Origin of the sequence: Nonomuraea sp. NPDC049695, assembly GCF_040674955.1 — a bacterium.
Classification (GTDB): domain Bacteria; phylum Actinomycetota; class Actinomycetes; order Streptosporangiales; family Streptosporangiaceae; genus Nonomuraea; species Nonomuraea helvata.
The window spans coordinates 15,984-35,032 of the sequence record NZ_JBFANV010000067.1 but is presented as its reverse complement, the minus strand read 5'-3'; the positions used below and the strand labels follow the sequence as shown (position 1 = coordinate 35,032).

Here is a 19,049-nt window from a genome sequence, read left to right as displayed (position 1 = left end):
GTCAGCGCATGGCCGAGCGAGCGGTGGGCCGCAGCAGGATGCGCTCGGGAGCGGCCGTCAGGCGGGGCTTCAGCATGGGCAGCTCCACCTCCCGCTCGTCCTCGGCGCCCTCGAAGCGGGCGAACCACACGAACACGTTCTCCCCGGTCCGGATCGGGTGCCGGGGGAAGTTGTTCTCCGAGTGCTCGGTCTCCAGGCAGGCGATCGGCGGCACCCCCGCCTCGACCAGGACGGGCGCGACCTCGCGGGCGAAGAACGCGGAGAAGCCGTCCTCGACGTGGTAGATCGTGGCGGCGTACAGCGACGACGGCAGCTCGGTGGCCCCGATGGCAGGGCGCTCCCATTCAGGCAGCTCAGCCCCCACGGAGTGCAGGAGCAGCACGTCGTCGGTGTCCTTCATGGTGTCCCTGGCGGCGTCGCGGTGGGCCTCCCACACCGGCCCGTCGTAGAAGGCCTCCAGGGACGCCTGTCGCGCGGGCATGGAGGGGTAGGAGCGCAGCCAGACGAACCGGTCGGGCGCGCCCTCGACGCGGAAGGTGCCGTGGACGCGCATGCCCACCGCCTCCTGCGTCTCGACGAATTCGCGCTCGAACAGCTCGATCAGCGTGTCCCGTCGTCCGGGAAGCAGGGTGTACTGCCGCAGGTCATAGATCACGCGATGGACGGTAGGCCGGGGTAACTGACACCTCCTGTCAGCGAATTGATTGAACAATATTCTGGTAACGTATTGCCACCTAACGGCAACGCACAGTTATATGCTCGCACTGGCCTTGATCTCCTCCGGTCAAGGAAGGAGCAGAAGTGATCAGAAGAGTGTGCGCCGTCGTGGCCGTGGTGGGAGCGGCCGTCGGCGGCGCACTGTCGGCTCCCCCCGCTCACGCCGACGACGCCTGGAGCAGCGACAGCTGGTACGGCAACTGGAGCGACAACAGCGGCTCGTCCCAGTCCGGGAACAACTTCGGCGACGTCACCGCCGTCAACCGCGCCGGGGGCGGCTCCACCAATGTCAACAACATCAACGGCATCGCCCCGACCGCCACCGACGGTGGGGTCACGGTGACCTACATCTTCTACTGACCGGCTGACGTCCGAAAGCCAAGACGATCCGAGAGGACAACGACCAACATGATGAAGAAGCTCTGCGTGACCGGTCTTATCGCCGCGGCGGCCACAGGTGTGGCGCTGCTGTCGGCACCGGCGTACGCGGACGTCAACGCCGGAAACACCAGCTCCAACCGGAGTTCGTCGCAGTCGGGCAACAACTTCGGCAACGTGGTCAGCAGCAACCGGAGCGGCACCACCGCCACCAGCCTCAACAATGTCAACGGCAACGCCGCGACCGCCGCCAACCGCGGCACCGTGACCGTCCACGACATCCGGTAGTCCGGTAGCCCGGTGGGAGGCGCAGCGACGCGAGCCGGGCCGGAAAAGGCCTGGCTCGCGCCGTAATAGCATCCCTGGATGGCTATTTGTGCATATGTAACGTTTGAGGACCCCGAGGGCGGCGACGACGAGCGCGACCTCGCCCTGTCGGCCTGGCGGGAAGCGGGCATCGACGGGCGCGTCGAGCGCTGGGACGATGCCGCCGTCGACTGGAGCGCGTACGACGCCGTGGTCGTCCGATCGGTCTGGGACTACATCCTCAGGCGGGAGGAGTTCCTGGCGTGGACGCGCCGCGTGGAGTCCGTCACCAGGCTGCTCAACCCGTCCTCGGTCCTCGAGACCAACACCGACAAGACCTACCTGCGGGAGCTCGGGGTGCCGACCGTGCCGACGCACTGGTCGTCGGAGGGGCTGCCGGACTGGCCGGAGTACGTGGTCAAGCCGGCGATCTCCGCCGGTGCCCGCGACACCACCAGGACGGCCGACTGCGACCAGGCCAGGGCGCTGGCCGCGGCGCTGGAGGCCGACGGGCGCACCCCGATGGTGCAGCCGTACCTCGACATGGTGGAGTCGGAGGGCGAGACCTCGCTGCTCTACTTCAACGGCCGTTTCAGCCACGCCGTACGCCGCCTGCCCATGCTGGCACCGGGGATGACGTACGACGACAACGCGCGGGCACAGCTCCGCACACCAGCCCCGGACCAGGTCGATCTCGCGGAGAAGGTGCTCACCGCCGTACCCCAGCCCCTGCTCTACGCCAGGATCGACCTGGTCCGGCTACCCGGCGGCGAGCCCGCCGTCATCGAGGTGGAGCTGACGGAGCCGTACCTCTTCCTGCGCTATGAGCCGCGCGCGGCGGCCAACCTCGCCACGGCGCTGCGCGAGCTGCTCTAGGACTCCTTCACCCAGAGCCGCAGCAGCCCGCGGAAGTGCTCGACGAAGCGGTCGCGCTCGTGGGCCGGGTACGTGGCGGTCACGGTGTCCACCAGTAACCGGTCGAACTCGGCCCCGGCCACCCACTCCAGCACCACCTCGTCGATGTGCGCCAGGTGCTCCTGGCAGAACTCGTGGTAGCGGTCGGTCTCGAAGTACTTGTCCGCCAGCCGCCGGTACTCGGCCAGCCGCTCCTCGTACGTCCCCTCGACGGCGAAGTAGTCGTGCGTCTCCAGGTCGATCCGCGGCCTGCGCCGGGTGGCCACGCAGAACACGCTCCACTTCACCAGCGTCTTGATCGCCCAGGGGAAGTAGTAGTGCAGGCTGGTCAGCGCCACGTCGGGGCAGGCGTTGGCGTAGTCGATGGGGTGCACGTCCGAGCCCTTGACCAGGGTCTCGCAGGAGTTGAACTCCCACCGGAAGAACGCGTTCACGAGCTTGCCGATGGTCACCACCTCCTCGCCCACGGACGGCGACAGGAACTCGTGGTCCACGGCGTAGCGGGCGTGCATCGGCTCATCGGGCCTGAACCGCATCACCATCGTCTCCGCCCCGATCGACAGCGACCTGGCGAACGCGTCGTACCCCTGGATGGCCTGCTGGAGGTGCATGAGCATCTCGCCGCTCTGGTCGTAGGCCCGGTGCAGCTCGTCCCGGTCGCGCACCAGCGACACGCCGCGCCAGGCCCCGCCGTCGTACGGCTTCATGAAGAGCGGGTAGCCGACCCGCTCCGCCACCTCGTCCAGGTCGAAGGGCTTGTTGTAGCGGGCCGCGGTGTAGGCGTACCGCGTGTTGTCGAGCGGGTTCTTGTACGGCACGAGCGCCGTCTCCGGGACCTTGAGCCCGAGCCGCATCATCGCGCAGTACGCCGTGTGCTTCTCCATCGACTGGAACGTGAACGGGCTGTTCAGCAGGTAGACGTCGTCCATCATGGAGATCTTCTTGAGCCACTCGCGCGGGTGGTAGTACCAGTACGCCAGCCGGTCGATCACCAGCTGGTGACGCGGCTTGGCGCGCAGGTCGAACGGCTCGATCGTGATGCGCTCCACGTCGAACTCGCCCACCCCCTTGATCGGGCCGAGCCGCCGCAGCACGGTCTCGAACGCCGACGGCCAGTCCTCCTCCGTCCCCAGCAGCAGCCCGATCAGATGTCGCACGACGCCCCTCCTCCCGCCCGCGCGGTCGCAGCGTCAAGCACCTGGGGGTCAGACGCCAGGGAGGCGGCCGTTGCGGAACAGGTCGACGAACCTTTGATGGTCTTCCCGGGCCTGTGCCCCATACCGGTGGGCAAAATCCACCAGCATCCCGATAAATCCGGGCTTGTCGTCACCGATCACCGCCACGATCGCCTCCTCCGTCGAGAAGTCGACGAGGTCATGGCTGGACTCGTCATCGGCCACCGAGTGCATGCGCGCCACCGCCCGCCCCAGGTCCTGCATGATCGAGCGGAGCTCCTCCGGCTCGTTGACGTCGTCCCAGTCGAGGTCGGCGGAGTACGGCGAGACCTCGGCCACGAGCTGGCCCACCCCGTTCAGCGTCGTGTAGCCGAGCCACGGATCGGCGTACGCCTGCAGGGCCCGCTGCGACTCCGCCGTGCGATGTCCCTGGTGCAGGAAGTAGGAGGCCACCTTCTCGTCGGTGACGTACCGTGCCACCGCGGGCACCGCGGCCTGCTTCATGTAGAGGATGACGTCGTTCTCCAGCGCCTGCGAGCGCCCTTCGAGCAGCAGGTTGTACGAGGGCAGCCCCGCCGATCCGATGCCCACGCCCTTGCGCAGCGCCACGTCCTTGATGACGTGCTCGACGCCGTCGCTCTGCCCCGGCAACGTGGTCAGATAGTCGCGGAACGCGGCCAGCACGGCCTTCCTGGTCGCCGCGTCCACGCTCTCCCGGCCCTCCATGAGCGCGAACCGCCGGTCGTAGCCGTCGATCGCGGTCTCGACGTCCAGCAGCGCCACCCGCGTGCTGAGCCGCGCCGTCTGCAGGACCCGGTGCAGCACGCCGGTCGTGGTGTCCAGCGTGAGCGAGCCGATCGCGTCGTCCCCGCCGGCCGCGATGGCGGCCAGCTCGACCAGGTACGCGCCGGCGAAGTCGGTCACGAGCACGCTGATCGCGTCGTCGGACAGCGCCTTGGCGTACCCGAGGAGCGCCACGCTGGCGGCGAAGCGCTTGAGGTCCCAGACGTACGGGCCCACGTACGCCTCGTCGAAGTCGTTGACGTTGAAGACCAGGACGCCGGAGGCGTTCATGTACGTGCCGAAGTTCTCCGCGTGGAGGTCGCCGTGGATCCAGACCCGGCTGGTCGGCTCGTCAAGGTAGGACCCGTCCACGTACGTGCCGGTCATGTCGGCGTAGAACAGGCAGGCGCTGCCCCGGTAGAAGGCGAAGGGAGAAGCCGCCATTTTCCGAAATTTCCGCCTGAAAGCGGCGGGGTCTCGCTGGATTGACTCGCCGAACTCTGCCATGAGGACATCGAGCAGGAAGGAGGAGCGTTCGCCCATACCCCGGACCCTAGATCCCGATCCCCCTTGCCGCCTACCCCGGTCTTTCCCTGACAGGGCCTGGTCAGGGGTGCTGCGAGGAGACCGAGACCACCTCTCCCGTCATGTACGAGGAGTAGTCGCTGGCCAGGAAGACGATGACATTCGCCACCTCCCACGGCTCGGCCGACCGCCCGAACGCCTCCTTGGCCGCCAGCTCCGCCAGCAGCTCCTCACTGGTCACCTTCGCCAGGAACGGGTGCACCGCCAGCGAGGGTGCCACCGCGTTGACCCGTACGCCGTGCTCGGCGGCCTCCAGCGCCACGCACCTGGTCAGCGCCATCACGCCGGCCTTGGCGGCCGCGTAGTGTGACTGGCCCCGCTGGGCCCGCCAGCCGATCACGGAGGCGTTGTTCACGATGACGCCGGAGCCCTGGGCGATCATCTGCCTGAGTGCCGCCCTGGTGCAGCGCATGGTGCCGTTCAGGGTGACGTCGATGACCGCGTGCCACTGGTCGTCGGACATCTCGGCCAGCGGGGCCGTACCGCCCAGACCGGCGTTGTTGACGACCACGTCGAGCCTGCCGTGCGCCTCCACCACCGCGTCGAACAGCGCCAGCACCTGCGGCTCCGACGTCACGTCGCACGGCACGGCGAGCGGCTTGACGCCGGTGAGCTCGGTCAGCGCGTCGGCGGCCTCCGACAGGCGGCGCTCGTGCCGGTCCGACAGGACGATCGTCGCGCCCTCCTCGGCGCAGCGCCGCGCGGTCGCGTAGCCGATGCCCGCTCCGGCGGCGGCCGTCACGAGCGTCACCTTGCCGTCGAGCAGTCCATGCGCCTTCGGGTAGGGAGGAGGCATCGTGCTCCAATCAGCGGGGGAGTCCCAGGGTGCGCTCGGCGATGATGTTCCGCTGGATCTCGCTGGATCCGGCATAGATCGTGTCCGCGCGGCTGAACAGGTAGAGCCGCTGCAGCTCGTTGAGCTCGCCCTCTTCGGTCCTGGCCACCAGCCCGGCTCTGCCCTGCACGGCCTGCGCCAGCTCGCCCAGCCTCCGGTGCCACTCCGACCAGTAGAGCTTGGCGATCGACACCTCGGGCGACGCCTCGGGACCCGGGTCGGGGCGCAGCATCCTGAGCGCGTTGAGCCGCATGACCTCCAGCTCCAGCCACGACCGGACGAGCCGGTCGCGCAGCACGGGATCGTCGATGGCGCCGGTGCTCCGGGCCGTCTCGATCACCTTGGCCAGCTCGCGCCTGAACCCGATCTGCTGCCCGAGCGTCGAGGCCCCCCGCTCGTGGCCGAGCGTGGCCATCGCGACCCGCCAGCCGTCGCCCGGTGCCCCCAGGATGTTCCCCGCAGCCGTGCGCGCGCCGTCGAAGAAGACCTCGTTGAACTCGGATGTCCCGGTCAGCTGCACGATCGGCCGTACGACGACGCCGGGCTGCTCCATGGGGACGAGCAGGTACGACAGGCCTCGATGCCGCTGCGAGCCCGGCTCCGTGCGGCAGAGCACGAAGCACCAGTCGGCCACGTGCGCCAGCGAGGTCCACACCTTCTGGCCGGTGATGACCCATTCGCCGCCTTCGAGGTGTGCCTTCGTCTGGACGTTGGCGAGGTCGGAGCCGGCCTCGGGCTCGGAGTAGCCCTGGCACCACAGCTCCTCGCCACGCTGGATGGGCGGTAGGAAGCGGTCCTTCTGCTCGTCGGTGCCGAATTCGAGGATGGTCGGGCCGATCAGCCCCTCGCCGATGTGGCCCACCCTGGCGGGGGCGTCGGCCCTGGCGTACTCCTCGTAGAAGGCCACCTGGTCCTCCAGGGAGGCGGCGCGGCCGCCGTACCGCTCGGGCCAGCCCAGGCAGGTCCAGCCGGCCTTGCCGAGATGGCGCTCCCACGCCTGGCGCAGCTCGTGGCCCTCGTGCTCGCGCCCCGGCCCGCCGAGCCCCCTGGCGTGGGCGAACTCGCCGCTCAGCGCCTCCTCCAGCCAGGCCCTGGCCTCCTCGCGGAGCCCCGCCGGGTCAGGCAGGCTCAACGAAGCCGCCGTACCCGCCGCGGAAGAACACCAGCGGGCCGCCTTCGGCGTGCGTGTCGAGCTGGAGCACCCTGGCCACCACGATCACGTGGTCACCGGCCGGGTGCTCGGCCTCGACCACGCAGTCCATCCAGGCCAGCGCGCCTTCGAGCACCGGGTTGCCGCCGGGGGAGCCGGTCCACTCCAGGCCCGCGAACTTGTCGCCGCCCTTGGTCGCCATCTGGGCGCACACGTCCTGCTGGTGCTCGGCCAGCACGTTGACGGTGACGACCTTCGCGCCGCGCACCCTGGGCCAGCTCGTGCTCGTGTACGCCACGCAGAACGCCACGAGAGGCGGCGTGAGTGAGACGGAGGTGAAGGAGTTGGCCGCCAGCCCGCACGGCTGCCCGCTCGCCGGGTCCACCGCCGTGATCGCCACCACGCCGGTCGCGAACCTGCCGAGCACCTGCCGGAAGAGGCGGCTGTCGAGGTGGCCGTTCGCGCTTTGATAGGAAGGGCCGGTCGGCATGGCGGCTCCATTGCGATTTCTGCGCTGCTGGGGCGTCGGAAGGCCGCGACAGCCGTCCGGCGCCACGAGCCGGGCAGCGTGTGTGCTCATGGTCCGCCTCCTAGTCCACCGGCTGCGCCCTATCTTACCAAGCGCTTGCTTGGACGGTAGGTGAAGCGGCGAAACCATGTCAAGTTCGCATGTCGCGTGGGGTAAGGCGCGTTGACATGGGAGAAATGTCCGGCTTAGTGTGACGAATGTGTCCAAGCGCTTGCTTGACTTCCGGGACCGCACCGCCATAGCCGGGGTGGGTTACACCCCGTTCACCAAGGACTCGGGCGTCAGCACGCTCACCCTGGCCTGTCGTGCCGTGCTGGCCGCGGTGGAGGACGCGGGGCTCTCGGTGGACGACGTGGACGGGCTGGCCACGCACCGCGTGGGGGACTCGGCCGCGCCCACGCTGGTCGGGCCGGCGCTGGGCCTGACGGACCTCGCCTGGCACCTGGACCAGTTCGGCGGCGGGAGCGTGTCGCATGCGGTCGTCGGTCAGGCGGCGCTCGCGGTGGCGGCGGGGATGGCCGAGACGGTCGTCTGCTACCGGGCCATCAACGCCCGCTCGGAGTTCCGCATGGGCGGCACGGGCCGGGGCGTTCCGGTGAGTCCTGAGGTGCAGTACCAGGCTCCGTACGGGTATGTGGCGCCGCCGCAGCAGTACGCCATGTACGCCAGAGCCCACATGTCGAAATATGGGACGAAAGCCGAGCACTTCGGGCAACTGGCGGTCACCCAGCGCGCCAACGCCGCCAAGAACCCCCGGGCGTTGATGCGTACCCCGATCACGCTGGACGACTATCTGGCGAGCAGGTGGATCGCGGAGCCGTTCCGGCTGCTGGACTGCTGCCTGGAGACGGACGGCGCCTGCGCCGTGGTCGTCACCACGGCCGAACGCGCCCGCTCGCTCCGCCGCACTCCGGTGCTGGTCTCGGCCGCCGCCTGGGGTGGCGGCACCACACACCTGTCGGACCCGTCCGCCGACCCCACGGTGACGGCGGCCGCCGCCCTGGCCCCGCGCCTCTACGCGCAGGCCGGGCTCGGGCCGGGCGACATCGACGTGGCCGAGCTGTACGACTGCTTCACGTACTCGGTGGTCGTCCAGCTCGAGGACTACGGGTTCTGCGGCAAGGGCGAGGGCGGCCCGTACGTGGCCTCCGGCGCGACCGCACTGGACGGCCCGCTCCCGGTCAACACGCACGGGGGCTTCCTGTCGGAGGGTTACGTCCACGGCATGAACCACATCGCCGAGGCGGTCTCCCAGCTCAGGGGCGACGCCGGGGACCGCCAGGTGGTGGGCGCCGAGGTCGCGCTCTCCACCGCCCAGCCCGGCTACATCCTCCCGGCCACCTCCGCCCTGATCCTGAGGAGGCCGTGATGACGGCGTACCGGCCCGCGTTCGACCGGGACTCGAGGCAGTGGTGGGAGCGTGTCGGCAGGCGGGAGTTCGCCGTGCAGGAGTGCGACGGCTGCGGAGCGGCGCGCTTCCCGGCGCGGGCCTTCTGCCCCGCGTGCCGGACGGAGGCGTGGCACTGGCGGGAGGTGGAGCCCGAGGGAGTCGTGGAGAGCTGGATCGTCAACCATCAGCCGTTCATGCCGGGGTTGGCGGAGCCGTACGTGGTGGTGATGGTCAGGCTGGCGGCGGTGCCGGGGTGCTTCGTGTACGGGAACTGGCGCGGCGATCGGCCCCCGGAGCCCGGCGAGCGGGTCCGGGCCGCCTACCGCCGGATCGACGAGGAGCTGACGCTGGTGGACTGGGAGCCTGCGGAGGATGGCGGGAATCTGGATACTCATCCGGCCCGGCGTACATCCTCCCGCTAGTTGACCTTGGTCCGGAAATTGGATTGGTACCGGAAAATCCCACCAGTCCCACCATCACGAAGCGGCCCCCTGGTTGGGCTCCGAGGGTTGATGATGTGGCAGTAGGCGTCAACGCGGACGGCTCGGACTTGGCGGCAAGCGATGACTGGTTCGGACTCGGTGACAGGCATGGCCCGGAGGTCGCGGGTCACGATCATGCCTGTCCGCCGGTCACTCGGCCGGTCGTGCCGTGCGCGCCTGAGGAGCGTCCCCCTGGACAGGGCCCGGCCATGGTCGGAAGGTGGGGCCGGCCGTGCCCGCTGGGCACTGTCCGTCATGGCGGGAAAGCGGGCGGCGGGGGCGCGCGGTCCGCCTGGTCATCGCAAGGAAGCGGCGCGGTCCCCTGGATCGGGAAGAGCGGCGCGCCATCGGGTTCCCCGCGGAGGATAGCGCGCCCTGGCGGGCGTGGGGGACCCGCCAGGACGCGCTTCCTGCCCCGTGAGCGGCGGCGCCAGGACTCCGGCGAGGGATGGAGTCCTAGACCGTTGAATCGCGCACGGAGTCGATGGGGGAGTGTGAAAGCTCCTGGTGCCGGTAACGTGCGGCGATGCGTCGAGCTGCACCGACCGGGTCATCGATGGGGTGCGTGACGGGGGCGCCACCCTCCTCGTTCCAGACAAAGGATCCGTCGTCGCACCACACGGTCAGCTCAGTCAACACCGATTGCTCGGATGCGCCGTTGCTCTGGTAGGTGTGGGTGAATCCCGCGCGAGGCAACACGTAACGCAGTAAACGTGTTGCTTCACAAGGGTCATGCCAGGGCAGGTACGGCGTACCCGTGCGGACCGGCAACACTGGCCTTCACCCCCTCACCGGCCTTTAGATGGATTTGTACCAACGAATGGATGATGGGCCGCTGGAGGGGGTTCGGTCAAGGGGTTGTGGCCTGCTAGAACCAGATCGTCTAAATTGTTGGAACAAAAGGGGTGAAAGTGGCAAGGTCGGTGCTGTATCAGCAGGTGGCTGCGGAATTGCGTCGAGCCATCTACTCGGGTGTCCTCGGCCCGGGGGCACAGCTACCGACCGAGGCGCAGCTCATGGAAGACCATGGGGTGAGCAGGAACACCGTAAGGCTGGCCCTGGGAGAGCTCGTCAATGAGGGGCTCGTCACGCGCACGCCGCGGCGCGGGACGGTGGTCAGGGATCGCAGACCGCTGCTGATCTATCCGCAGCGGGAGCTGGAGCCGCAACCTTCAGGCGAACTGCGGGAAGCCTTCGCCTACGCCGTTGCGCAAGAAGGCCGCGCGCCGAGTCAGTACATCGAGGTGCTGACGGTGTCTCCCGTCGAGGAGATCGCCAGCAGGCTGGAGCTGGCGGATGGGGAATTGGCGGTGGTGAGACGCCGTCTGCGTTTCGTGGACGGGCAGCCGTACAACACCAACGATTCCTACTTCCCGCGTGATCTCGTCGCAGACTCCGAGATCGCCAGGCCCGGGGACATCGGGCGAGGGGCGAACCGGGTATTGGAGGAACTGGGCCACGCACAGGTGCGCGTCGTGGACGACATCTGGGCCCGCATGCCCAACCAGGAGGAGGCCGAGCGCCTCCAACTAGAGCTCGGCACGCCCGTCATGGTCTACGTCCGCGTCGGATTCGACGCGGCGGACATGCCGGTACGTGTCGCGGTGTCGGTGCTGCCCGCCGACAAACATCTGATCAGGTACGAGCTCGACCGCCGCTAACGGGCTCGGGGTGAAGGGGTGATTCAGCCGGCCGGGCGCAGCGAGAAATAGCCGCCTCGCTGGCCATGGGGAGTCGTGCATACTCCCCTAAATCGCCATTTATCCATATATATCGGGTTGAGGCCCCATTTCGGGCCTGCGCGACATTGCGTCATCACGCTCTGTGTTTACGCGCGCACCCAACGCAACGGGAGTTGTATTATGCACACAAACACCCTGCTTCACCCGCTCGCTCTCCGGAGAGCCGAGCCTGAGGACCTTCCCGGCGTACTCACCCTGCTCGCGGACACCGCCGAGTGGCTCTACACGCAAGGAGTGCGGCAGTGGCCGCGCGGGGGCTTCGGCCCTGAGCGGATCGAGCCGCTCATTGAGGAGCGGGTGCTGTTCCTGCTCGACGACGAGCTCAGATACCTCGACCCCGACGAATCGGCCCCGCCGGTGGCCACCATAGCCCTCGACGGCCACGCGGATCCGGAGTTCTGGACACTGGACGACGACCCCGGGGCGGCCCTTTACGTCCACAAGCTCGCCGTGGCCCGCCCCTGGTCCGGCAGCGGCCTCGGCGACGCCCTCCTGGACTGGGCCGGCGCCTCGGCCCACGCGGCCGGGCTGCCCTGGCTGCGGCTGGACTGCTCCAAGGGGAACCGGCGGCTCCAGGAGTACTACCGCCTCCACGGTTTCCGTCACGTCCGCACGGTGGACCTTCCCCACCGCGCCTCGGGGGCCCTTTTTGAACGGGCCTCGGAAGACCTGTTCACCACGGCCTTCCGCGACCTCACGATGGCCGAACTGATCACCGCCTGACGCCCCCATGCCCGGCCAGGGCCCGACCCGGCCGGGCTCCCGGCGCATGCGGCCACCGACCCCGCCCCCAACATCACGGGGCCAGGGGCCGCATGCGACGGGCCTCTCGCGCCATGCGCCCGTGTGCCGTGCGCCCGTGCGGCGGGACAATTTGCCGTGATCTGCGGCGGAATGGTGCAGAGCACCATATAACCTCTCCTCCATGACCGGATCGCTGCTAGAGGTCATCGCGCTGAACGTGCGCGACGCCGTGGCCGCTGAACAGGGTGGAGCCGACCGGCTGGAGGTCGTCGCCGACATGGCGGCCGACGGGTTGACCCCGTCACCGGAGACGGTCGCCGCGATCGCCGCCGAGTGCCCGCTTCCTCAGATGGTCATGCTCCGCTGCGACGCCCACTTCACCGCCGACTCCGACGTGCTCGAGCGCCTGAGCCGGGACGCCAAGGCGCTGGCGCAGGCAGGGGCGGCGGGGTTCGTGTTCGGGTTCCTCGACGGCTCGGGGAAGGTCGATCTCGCGGCCACGGAGGCGCTCATCCACGCCGTCTCGCCGCTGCCCTGGACGTTCCACCGGGCCGTCGACCACGCGGCGGATGTGCAGGCGTCCTGGCGGGCCGTGCGGCTGCTGCCCAACCTCGCCACCGTGCTCACTTCGGGCTCGCCCAACGGCGTAGGGGAGGGGCTGCCGGTGCTGAAGGCGCGCGCCGAGGCGGGTGACGGCTCGATCATCCTGGCCGGCGGCGGGCTCAAGCCGACGCACGTACCGGCGCTGCTCGACTACGGCATCCGCGCCTTCCACGTCGGCTCCGCCGTGCGGGCGAGCTGGTCCGACCCCGTCGAGTGGCGGCTCGTACGCCAGTGGCGGGCCATGGTCGAGCGCGACTGAGACCCGGCCCCTCTCACGGCAGGGCCGCGTCCGCGCGCCTCAGAGCGGCCACCAGCGTCCGGATGGTGGCAGGCTCGTCCATGACGCCACCCCCCGCCTCCCGCTGCTCCTCCCAAGCTCTCACGCGCTCCTGGTACGCGTCGTACCGGGCGAGGTGGAAGGCGTAGACGGTGGCGAACCGGCTCACCAGGTGAGAAGGGTGCATGTCCCACCCCTGATAGAAGCCGTGCCGCAGGGAATGCCTGACCAGTTCGGCATGGCGCCGCCACAGCGCGTGCACGTCCGGCGCGAGGTCGGAGGCGGGCGAGGCGGCCAGCGATCCGTCCGACAACTCCACCCCCGTGCCCGCGAACGCGGTCTGCATCACGTGCCGGGCATGGTCGCACGCGGGATGGTCGAGCCGCTGCTCGTGGGGCGGCAGCCCGATCGCGGCCGTGTAGTCGAACACGCCGAAATGCGCCGCGGCCAGCCGCCCGCCCAGCGACTCCGCCAGGTCCCCGCGCAGGAAGTGCAGCGTCTGCGGCGCCTCCACCTGCATCTCGAACCGCAGCCGTACGTCCAGCTCCGCCTCGAGCCGCTCCAGCACGTCCGCGAAGTGGCCGAGGTACGGCTCCATCAGGACCTTGGGAAAGGTGACCGTGAATCCGGGCGGCAGCTCGCCGGCCCGCTCGACGACTCCCGTGAGGAGCAGCTCGAGCGTGCGCACCGACCGCGCGGGATCACCGTCGGCGAACGACTTGACCCGCGGCCCCCACCGCCTCGGCAGCGCCCCCGCCGCGTGCATCGTGGCCACCGCCTCGACGGCCTGCGCCACGTGCTCGTCCTCCACCAGGTCGGGACGTACGCCGTACCCGTCCTCGAAGTCGATCCGCAGATCCTCGACGGGCTCGGACGAGAGCTTCCGCACCAGCTTGGCGTGCACGGAGGAGCCCAGCCCGGAGGGCACCCCGAAGACCTCCGCCAGCGAGCCCGGATCGGCCAGATGCGCCTTGACCAGGGAGAGCGCCTGATCGCCCCACTCGGAGACGGTACGGGCCGAGACGCGGTCGGCAGGGACGTAGACGGTGTGGACCGGCTGCCAGCCCACGTCGGCGGACGGGAAATAGCGGGCCCGCTGGACCCGGTAGGTCTCCTCGAACCCCTCAGGGACGGCAGGCACGGAGCATTGCCTCCAGGCCGACGAGCTTGACGCGTTCGCCCCGGCCCAGGGACCTGGCCAGCTCGGCCTCGGCGGCCTCGATCACCAGCCACTCCTCGTACGTCACCGGACGCACCCCCCGGGCGGCCAGCAGCTCGTCGATGGAGCCCCGGCTCACCGGCACGCGGCCCGCGAGGTCGGCCAGGAGCGTGCGGACCGTCTCCGCCGCGTCGGACTTGTTCGTGCCGATCACCCCGGTGGGACCGCGTTTGAGCCAGCCCGCCACGTATTCGCGGTCACGCACCCGTCCGGCGTCGTTCGGCACGGTCATGGTCTTCTCGGAGAACGGCACCCCGGGCAGCGGCACGCTCTGGTAGCCGACCGAGCGCAGCACCATGCCGACCGGGAGCGTCTCGAACTCGCCCATGCCCACGACGCGCCCGTCCTCCGACAGGCGGGTGCGTTCGAGCTTGAGCCCCTCCACGCGTTCGGTGCCGAGGATCTCCACGGGCCGCAGCCAGAAGCGCACGTCGAGGCGGCGCGGGCGGCCCACCGGCTCGCGGGCGGCCCATGACTGCAGGACCTTGATGTTGCCCTGGATCTGGCGCGGGAAGTCGGCACCCAGGACGACGGCCTCGTCGGGGCGCACGCAGACGTCGGCGTTGGCCAGCTCGCCCAGCTCGCGCAGCTCCTTGAGGGTGAACTTGGCGTGTTCTGGGCCGCGGCGGCCGATCATGTGGATGGCCTTGACCTGGCTCTCCTCGAGGCGCTCGAGCACGTCGTGCGGTACGTCCGTGGAACGCAGCTCCTCGTGGGTCTTGGCGAGGACGCGTACGACGTCCACGGCCACGTTGCCGACGCCGATCACCGCCACCTCGGGGCTGTCGAGCGTGAACCGATCGGGATCGACGTCGGGGTGCCCGCAGTACCAGTTGACGAAGTCCGTCGCCGCCACACTGCCCGGCAGGTCCTCGCCGGGGATGCCGAGCTTCCTGTCGACCATCGCGCCCGTGCAGTAGACCACCGCGTCGTACGTGCTCAGCAGGTCCTCGACGGACACGTGCTCGCCCAGCGTGACGCCGCCGAGGAAGCGGACCTGAGGAAGCTCGAGCACCCTCCGCAGGTAGTTGGCGATCGACTTGATCGACGTGTGGTCGGGTGCGACGCCGTACCTGACCAGCCCGTACGGGGTCGGCAGGCGTTCGAGGACGTCGACCTCGACGGGCTCCGCCGACTGCTTCACCAGAGCCTCGGCCGTGTAGATCCCGGCGGGGCCCGACCCGATGACCGCCACGTGCAACGCCACGCTGCCTCCTAAGACTCGGTTACACCTGTCCCACCCGATGTAACCGGTCGGTGTGATCGATGTATCCCCGGTCGCCGGTCCGCATGAACCCGTCCCCGGCGCGTACCGCATGATCGCTGCTGCCAACGTAGCCGCTCAGCACCGCCACGGAGCGGAGGAACACCCACCTTGTTCCTCGCCTGGCAGCGCGCGTCCCGGATGTGTCGACCAACAGGCGCGGCATGACGGCTCCCGGGGCATATGGCGCTAATTCGACACTACTCCGCCCAGGCCGCCCCGGAGAGACCTCAGTTCTCCCGCAGAAGGGCCTCGGCCGACGTGCGGAGGGCCAGCTTGTCGATCTTCCCGTTCACGTTCGTCGGAAGGGAGTCCACGACGACCAACCGCTTGGGCACCTTGTAGTTCGACATGTTCGCCCGAGCCCAGGCGAGCAGCGCCTCGGGATCGACGGAGACCCCCGGGCGCGGCACGACGTACGCCAGGCCCGACTCCCCGGTGCTCGCGTCCGGCACGCCCACGACGGCCGCCTGCGCCAGCGACCCCTCCCTGAGCAGCAGCGACTCCACCTCGGCCGGCGAGACGTTGAACCCGTTGACGATGTAGAGCTCCTTCTTGCGGTCCACGATGGCGAGGTTCCCGTACGGGTCCAGCACCCCGATGTCCCCCGTGTGCAGCCACCCGTCCCGGTCGACGGCCTCGGCGGTCCTGGCGGGCTCGCCCCAGTAGCCCCGCATCACCCCGTAGCCCCGCTGCAGGATCTCCCCCCGCTCCCCGGCGGCGACCTCCTTGCCGTCGTCGTCCACGATCTTGACCTCGATCCCCGGCACGGGCCGCCCCGTGGTGTCGGCGATCACGCCGATCGGGTCCCCGGCCCTGGTCATGGAGACGACCGTGCCCTCCATCAGCCCGTACGCGTTGATCATCCGCTCCAGCCCCACCCGCTCCACCAGCCGCGTGATGAGGCTGGGCGGCACGGCGGCGGCTCCGCAGATGGCCACGCGCAGCGACGACACGTCCCAGGAGCCGCGGTCCAGCTCGTCCAGGATCCGGTGGAACAGGGTCGGCGGCCCGGCCAGTACGGTGATCCGCTCGGACGAGATCAGCGACATGAGCGCGTCAGGCGTGAAGATGGGGATCGGCACCATCGTGGCCCGGCGCAGGACAGAGGCGATGAGCCCGGCGTTCAGCCCGAAGCCGTGACTGAACGGGGCGATGATCGGATAGCGGTCGCGGTCGTCGAGGGTGACGATCTCGGACCAGTCCCAGTAGCTGCGCAGGACCTGGGCGTGGTCGAGCATGACGCCCTTGGGCACGCCGGTGGTGCCCGACGTGGACATGATCTCGCACAGGTCGTCCGGGCGGACGGCGAGCGCCCGTTCCTCGGCCTCCCCGGCAGAGACCCGCGCGCCCCGCGCGCGTAAGCCGGATGCGTGGTGCAGGCCGGGGATCGGCGGCAGGAGGTCGGCGAGCGGGGTCGCCGACGGCCCCGCGCCGGTGATCAGCACCTTGGCGCCGGTCTTCTCGATCATCTGGGCGGCCTCGATGCCCTTGTAGCGGGACGAGAGCGGCACGATCACCGCGCCCGCGTCCCAGATGCCGAACGCGTGCCGCACCCAGTGCGCCGAGTTCAGCCCCCACAACGCCACCCGGTCCCCGGGAGCGACGCCGAGGGCGATGAGGCCACGGGCGATCTTGGCGGCCGCGGCCCTCAGCTCGGACAGCGTCATCCGCGTGCCGCCGTCGGCGACCACGGTGGCGTCGGGATGGTCGGCTGCCTGGTCGCGCAGCATGCGGGGGAGCGTTCCCCAGTCCGGCATCGGTGCCATCGATTGCCCCTAGGTGATGAGAGCGCGGTCCCTTCCGAGGTGGTGGCCGCGCAGGTCGTTCACCGTGCCCGGCGCGGGGGTCTCGGAGACGTCCTGGGCGATCTCCACGTTGATCGAGATGGGGGTCAGCGCGTGGACGGCCTGCTGGATCCTCGACTTCCACATGGGGTTCCGGACCAGGCTCGCCCGGCTGAACGTGACCGTCAACGTCGCCGTGTCCAGCGTCCCCTGCCGGCTGATCGCAAGGTCCCAGCCGGCCACCCCGTCGATCTTCGACAGCGCCTTCTCGATGCGCGGCAGCGCCAGCCACACGCCTCTGACCAGCACGTGGTCGCCCACCGTGTGGGCGGGCGCGGGTATGCCGTGCTCACGACCGGTGCCGCCGAGCCGGGTGACCAGGCCGGTCCTGAGCACGGCGTCGCCGGGCGGCGGGGTGATGATCAGTTCGGCGAGCTCGGCGGCGGGATCGGGGGCGTCGTCCTTGGTCAGCGACGCCACGCGCAGGACGCCGTCCGCGAGAGGCGTGAGCGGGTCCTCCTCCGAGGCGCGCCACGCCAGGGCGCCGCCGGTGAACGGACCGGCGAACACCTCCGTCACACTCGACTCGAACTCGCCCGCCAGATGGCCCATCGTCCGCGTGGAGGCGATCTCCCCGGTCAGGATGATGTTCCGGAGCCCGAGGTCCAGCGGGTCCAGCAGGAACTCCAGGTGCAGCCTGGCCAGGAAGTCCATCGCACCTGTGGGGGTGATGACCAGGGTGGTCGCCTTCAGCGCGGTCAGCGCGTGGTGCAGGCGCATCCGGCCGCGCGGGCCCACGTCCGCGGCGGCGCTCGCCACGTCCGCGGCGGCGGCCGCCCAGAGCGCCCCCGCGGGCTCGGCGAGGGCCACCACGACGCGGTCGCGCTCGCCCACACCCGCCTCGCGCAGCGCCTGCACGGTCAGACTGTGGTCCTGCGGCTCCAGCCGGACGGCGCTCGACACGTCGGGGGAGACGAGCAGGAGCCCGGTGGCGGCGTGCGCGGCGGCCCCGAGATCGTCACGGGTGAGCCAGAGGGTCATCAGACCACCACTTCCGTCATGAACAGGGTCATGGAGTCGCACACCTGGTCATGGGCCAGGCCGCCGACCTGCGCCTGGATGATGAGGTCCGTCGCGCCCGCCTCGGCGATCCTGGCCACGGCCTTGCGCGAGCCCTCCACGTCGTCCACCACCACCATCAGGTTCTCGCGCAGCGTGGCCATGGACTCCTCGGGCGGCAGCCCGGCCGCCAGCTGCCCCAGCACCCGGTGCGTGGCGTGGCGGGCGTCGTAGTAGTCGGGCGGGGTGACCAGGTTGACCTGGCGGCGGATGTACCACAGGACGGCGTCGGCGGCCGTGGCCGTCGCCTCGTCGCGGGTCGGGGCGACGTACCAGGGGATCATCAGCGCGACGCGCCGGCTCGCCGGGTCGAAGCCATGCTCAGCCAGACATTCCCGATATTTCGCGATGTCGGAGGCCACGTCGTCGATGCCCTTGAGCATCGTCATGCCGAGCAGGTTGTACCCGTGCCTGGCTGCCGCCAGGTATCCCTCCAAAGAGGTCGACGCCACCCATACCGGGGGATGCGGCCGCTGGACCGGGCGCGGGTAGACGGCCACGTCGGGGATCTCGAAGAACTCGTTCGACCGGCTGACCGGCTCGCCGTCGGCCTGCCAGATGGCCAGCGTCGCCTCCAGGGAGTCCTCCCAGATCTGCCGCGACTTCTCGAACGGCCGCTGGAACGCCTGGTACTCCAGCGGGGAGGCGCCCCGCCCCGTCCCGAACTCGACCCGGCCGCCGCTCAGCACGTCCAGCGTGGCGACGCGCTCGGCCGTGCGGATGGGGGACTGGAACGGCAGCAGCACCACGCCCAGCCCGAGGTGGATGCGCTCCGTGCGCTGTGAGATGGCGGCCAGGACCAGGTCAGGCGCGGAGGAGTGGGAGAAGCCTCTGGTGAAGTGGTGCTCCACGAACCAGGCGGTGTCGAAGCCCAGGCGGTCGCCGAGCGCGACCTGCTCGACCACGTTCCTGAACGCCTGCTGCTCCACTTCGCGGGTGCGGCCGCGGACCTCCAACTCATACCCCAGGCTGATCCGTAGGGACGTCATCGCGCCTCCGGCGAAATAGTGAACCAAGCGCTCGCTTGGTAGAGCGTATCAGCAGCGAAC

19 protein-coding genes are annotated in these 19,049 nt (G+C 69.8%); 8 read left to right on the top strand and 11 right to left on the bottom strand.

Annotated features, from left to right (window positions below; genetic code table 11):
• Position 1 precedes the first annotated feature (1 nt).
• Positions 2–655, bottom strand: coding sequence for an NIPSNAP family protein (locus AB0J64_RS40405; RefSeq protein ID WP_364039817.1), 654 nt, complete (start codon positions 653–655; stop codon positions 2–4).
• Positions 656–801: 146 nt separating this feature from the next.
• Here AB0J64_RS40405 and AB0J64_RS40400 point away from each other — a divergent pair, with 146 nt between their 5' ends.
• From AB0J64_RS40400 to AB0J64_RS40390, 3 genes are all read left to right on the top strand, one after another.
• The gene (locus tag AB0J64_RS40400) at positions 802–1,077 is read left to right on the top strand and encodes a hypothetical protein (protein WP_364039814.1); all 276 of its coding nucleotides are present in this window, start codon (positions 802–804) and stop codon (positions 1,075–1,077) included.
• A 48-nt stretch (positions 1,078–1,125) separates the two neighbouring features.
• Positions 1,126–1,383 carry a hypothetical protein gene (locus tag AB0J64_RS40395; protein ID WP_364039811.1) on the top strand — a complete coding sequence of 86 codons (258 nt, stop codon included), beginning with the start codon at positions 1,126–1,128 and terminating at the stop codon, positions 1,381–1,383.
• Positions 1,384–1,461: 78 nt separating this feature from the next.
• Entirely contained in the window at positions 1,462–2,277 is an 816-nt protein-coding gene (locus tag AB0J64_RS40390; protein WP_364039808.1) for a hypothetical protein, read from the top strand.
• Here AB0J64_RS40390 and AB0J64_RS40385 read toward each other — a convergent pair.
• The 5 genes from AB0J64_RS40385 to AB0J64_RS40365 form a co-directional block, all read right to left on the bottom strand.
• The gene (locus tag AB0J64_RS40385) at positions 2,274–3,473 is read right to left on the bottom strand and encodes a hypothetical protein (RefSeq protein WP_364039805.1); all 1,200 of its coding nucleotides are present in this window, start codon (positions 3,471–3,473) and stop codon (positions 2,274–2,276) included. The two genes, AB0J64_RS40390 and AB0J64_RS40385, sit on opposite strands and share 4 nt — an antisense overlap.
• Before the next feature lie 48 nt (positions 3,474–3,521).
• Positions 3,522–4,781, bottom strand: a complete 1,260-nt coding sequence (locus AB0J64_RS40380; RefSeq protein ID WP_364039898.1) for a DUF2252 domain-containing protein — start codon at positions 4,779–4,781, stop codon at positions 3,522–3,524.
• 100 nt (positions 4,782–4,881) lie between these two features.
• Complete coding sequence (locus AB0J64_RS40375; protein WP_344986576.1) at positions 4,882–5,655, bottom strand: SDR family oxidoreductase; 774 nt, start codon at positions 5,653–5,655, stop codon at positions 4,882–4,884.
• Positions 5,656–5,665: 10 nt separating this feature from the next.
• On the bottom strand, positions 5,666–6,826 hold the full coding sequence (locus AB0J64_RS40370) for an acyl-CoA dehydrogenase family protein (protein WP_364039802.1): 1,161 nt from the start codon (positions 6,824–6,826) through the stop codon (positions 5,666–5,668).
• A complete protein-coding gene (locus tag AB0J64_RS40365; RefSeq protein WP_344986574.1) occupies positions 6,813–7,334 on the bottom strand; it encodes a flavin reductase family protein in 522 nt (173 codons plus the stop codon). Before AB0J64_RS40365 ends, AB0J64_RS40370 begins: the two co-directional genes overlap by 14 nt.
• Positions 7,335–7,572: 238 nt before the next feature.
• Between AB0J64_RS40365 and AB0J64_RS40360 the strand changes: the two genes are divergently transcribed.
• From AB0J64_RS40360 to AB0J64_RS40340, 5 genes are all read left to right on the top strand, one after another.
• Complete coding sequence (locus AB0J64_RS40360; protein ID WP_364039799.1) at positions 7,573–8,742, top strand: acetyl-CoA acetyltransferase; 1,170 nt, start codon at positions 7,573–7,575, stop codon at positions 8,740–8,742.
• Complete coding sequence (locus AB0J64_RS40355; protein ID WP_364039796.1) at positions 8,742–9,185, top strand: OB-fold domain-containing protein; 444 nt, start codon at positions 8,742–8,744, stop codon at positions 9,183–9,185. The genes AB0J64_RS40360 and AB0J64_RS40355 overlap by 1 nt, the downstream gene beginning before the upstream one ends.
• Before the next feature lie 983 nt (positions 9,186–10,168).
• Entirely contained in the window at positions 10,169–10,906 is a 738-nt protein-coding gene (locus AB0J64_RS40350; protein WP_364039793.1) for a GntR family transcriptional regulator, read from the top strand.
• A 201-nt stretch (positions 10,907–11,107) separates the two neighbouring features.
• Positions 11,108–11,710: a GNAT family N-acetyltransferase gene (locus tag AB0J64_RS40345; protein WP_364039790.1), complete on the top strand. Its 603-nt coding sequence runs from the start codon at positions 11,108–11,110 to the stop codon at positions 11,708–11,710.
• Between the two features lie 202 nt (positions 11,711–11,912).
• Complete coding sequence (locus AB0J64_RS40340) at positions 11,913–12,593, top strand: copper homeostasis protein CutC (protein ID WP_364039788.1); 681 nt, start codon at positions 11,913–11,915, stop codon at positions 12,591–12,593.
• Positions 12,594–12,606: 13 nt separating this feature from the next.
• Here the strand turns inward: AB0J64_RS40340 and AB0J64_RS40335 are convergent, their stop codons facing one another.
• From AB0J64_RS40335 to AB0J64_RS40315, 5 genes are all read right to left on the bottom strand, one after another.
• The gene (locus AB0J64_RS40335; RefSeq protein ID WP_364039786.1) at positions 12,607–13,752 is read right to left on the bottom strand and encodes an aldolase; all 1,146 of its coding nucleotides are present in this window, start codon (positions 13,750–13,752) and stop codon (positions 12,607–12,609) included.
• The gene (locus AB0J64_RS40330; RefSeq protein WP_364039783.1) at positions 13,736–15,037 is read right to left on the bottom strand and encodes an FAD-dependent oxidoreductase; all 1,302 of its coding nucleotides are present in this window, start codon (positions 15,035–15,037) and stop codon (positions 13,736–13,738) included. The genes AB0J64_RS40335 and AB0J64_RS40330 overlap by 17 nt, the downstream gene beginning before the upstream one ends.
• 287 nt (positions 15,038–15,324) lie before the next feature.
• Entirely contained in the window at positions 15,325–16,863 is a 1,539-nt protein-coding gene (locus tag AB0J64_RS40325) for an AMP-binding protein (RefSeq protein ID WP_364039780.1), read from the bottom strand.
• A gap of 9 nt (positions 16,864–16,872) precedes the next feature.
• On the bottom strand, positions 16,873–17,922 hold the full coding sequence (locus tag AB0J64_RS40320) for a hypothetical protein (protein WP_364039777.1): 1,050 nt from the start codon (positions 17,920–17,922) through the stop codon (positions 16,873–16,875).
• Positions 17,922–18,989, bottom strand: a complete 1,068-nt coding sequence (locus AB0J64_RS40315; RefSeq protein ID WP_364039774.1) for an LLM class flavin-dependent oxidoreductase — start codon at positions 18,987–18,989, stop codon at positions 17,922–17,924. The genes AB0J64_RS40320 and AB0J64_RS40315 overlap by 1 nt, the downstream gene beginning before the upstream one ends.
• Between the last annotated feature and the right edge of the window lie 60 nt (positions 18,990–19,049).